The following is a 2,032-nucleotide window of genomic DNA, read 5'->3' as shown; positions in this document are numbered from 1 at the left end:
TCTAATCGACAGCGCAGCAGACACAAGTTATGTCAGTGACGATATACTGATTCATAGAACTATGGGTGAGATGATTAATACCACTCAGCAAGATATGATGATCAGTAGTGGCGATAGTCATCATCAAGTCAGTAGCGAGTCTCTAAATATCATAGCCGATGGTCAATTTAGTATGACCAATGCCAAAGAGAACATCACCCTTTCTGCCCATACGGGGAAACTTGAAGCCACGGCTAAGCAGGATATAAACATCGCCTCCTCGACCAAAGAGGTTGAGATAGTCGCAACGAACAAGATCACGCTGACGGCTGGTGGTGCGAGTATTGTCTTAGAAGGCGCTAATATCACTATCGCCGCTAAGCAGTTTACGGAGAAAGCTGGGAAGCATAGTAAGGCTGGAGGCGGTATGGATGGGTTAAGATTGGCGGGGTTACCACAACATATCGTTAAACTAAAAAATTCAGTACTACGAAAACCAGATTGGGTTGCTTTTGAAGAAAATACTCTTGATTTAGCTGGAATGAAATGTCGCTTGACTCTAACCAATGGAGATTCTATAGATTCAATATTTGACGAAAACAGTTATGTAGAGTTTAAAGATATATACGGCGAAGAAGTAAGAATATTTGAAATTTTATTTGATGAAAAGACTAAATCTAAAAATAGCTTAGTTGACGATATATTAAAATTAATGTCCGAGTAATATTAAATAAAGGAGGTTTCTATGAGCGGTTACACAGGAGTTAGTGATTATAACTCTGCCACTAGAGCTTGGAAAGATAGAGTTTATCTTGAAGAACAAGCTAAAATTAATAATATAAATTATGTTGATGGGACGGAAGTCCTTAACCATTCTATCAAAGGATTTGAAGGTGCAGCCTCTAAATTCGCTAAAGATTTCATAAAAGATGCAAATGCTAGAATTAACTATACTAAAAAAATAAAAGAGATTTCTAATGAGACTTTAAAGGCAGTAGATAGTGGAAAGATTACTGTTGTAGAAGGTTTAGAGTACAGTAGTAAAATGCGTAACGTAATTATGGAAGAAACAAGAAGTATAACATCAGTACAAAGTCAGGCTGGGGCAATTAAAATGAAGAAAGTTGGAGTTAGTACAGAAGATCTAATGGATAAGTATTCAGAAAAACTTTTTTCCAAAAAATTTAATAAACTAAGTCCAATAGAAAAACAAAAAGTACAATACCATATTATAGAGGCTTCTGGTAGGAACCGTAAAAGTGTAACAATAAAAGTAAAACGTTTAAAGGTATTAGGTAAGGTTCTTTGGGTAGTTACTGCTGCCTTAGCAATCTATTATATTGCTACAGCAGAAAATAAAGTTAAAGAGTCATTTGTTCAAGGTGGCACTATTGGTGGTGGCCTAGCTGGAGGTACGCTTGCAGGAATGGGAGCATCAATAATCTGTGGGCCTGGTGCTCCTATATGTTTCGTTGCCGTAATACTAGTTGGTAGTGTGTTAGGAGGACTAATAGGTTCGGAAGTAGGTGAAGCTCTATATGAAGAGGCGGAGGAGTTTACTACATGGAAGGTATTGTGAAAAAAAGAGAATTATGGTCAGCATTATCTGAATTATTTGTTGATAATGAAATAAATTACGATGCTATTGCGAAGAAAGTTCAAAGTTATTCTTTAGATACAATTGAATATTCATTGTTTTATGAAGTAGCCCCTATTTGTTCACTAAATTTTTCAAGCGTTATACCTGCTGTGTGGTCTTTTTTTGAGATTGACACTATTGCACCATTAATTGAACAACATATCTCAAGATATAATAATGAAAAATTATATAAATTAAAAGCTGACTTTTTAGTAAAGTATTATAAGTTTCACTATAAATCAGAATGGTTGGAATTACAAAAAGAGATTATTTTTTTGAAAAACAATTGAAATACTTAGAGGTTAACCAATAACAGGGATGGTTATGTTTAAATATAAACTTCTAAAAGTAACCTTAATATTAGCATCACTATCTTTTTCAACTACTGCCTGCCAAGCAGAAAAAGAGAGCACT

Annotated in this window: 3 protein-coding genes; all 3 read left to right on the top strand. The window is 34.9% G+C overall.

From position 1 onward, the window contains the following. On the top strand, nt 1-703 hold a 703-nt coding region (locus CXF65_RS00900), incomplete at its 5' end, for a DUF2345 domain-containing protein (protein ID WP_157823966.1). 21 nt (nt 704-724) lie between these two features. After that, nucleotides 725-1,558: a hypothetical protein gene (locus CXF65_RS00895; RefSeq protein ID WP_025652072.1), complete on the top strand. Its 834-nt coding sequence runs from the start codon at nt 725-727 to the stop codon at nt 1,556-1,558. Further along, on the top strand, nt 1,543-1,908 hold the full coding sequence (locus CXF65_RS00890; RefSeq protein WP_025652071.1) for a hypothetical protein: 366 nt from the start codon (nt 1,543-1,545) through the stop codon (nt 1,906-1,908). The genes CXF65_RS00895 and CXF65_RS00890 overlap by 16 nt, the downstream gene beginning before the upstream one ends. Nucleotides 1,909-2,032: the final 124 nt, after the last annotated feature.

It is taken from the genome of Psychrobacter sp. Sarcosine-3u-12 (assembly GCF_002836005.1).
In the GTDB taxonomy this organism is placed as follows: Bacteria; Pseudomonadota; Gammaproteobacteria; order Pseudomonadales; family Moraxellaceae; genus Psychrobacter; species Psychrobacter okhotskensis.
This window is presented reverse-complemented; position numbering and strand designations above follow the sequence as displayed.

Bases quoted from the DNA above. Each gene is read 5' to 3' on its own strand.
- CXF65_RS00890 (WP_025652071.1), top strand. From the start codon at position 1,543: ATGGAAGGTATTGTGAAAAAAAGAGAATTATGGTCAGCATTATCTGAA.
- CXF65_RS00895 (WP_025652072.1), top strand. From the start codon at position 725: ATGAGCGGTTACACAGGAGTTAGTGATTATAACTCTGCCACTAGAGCT.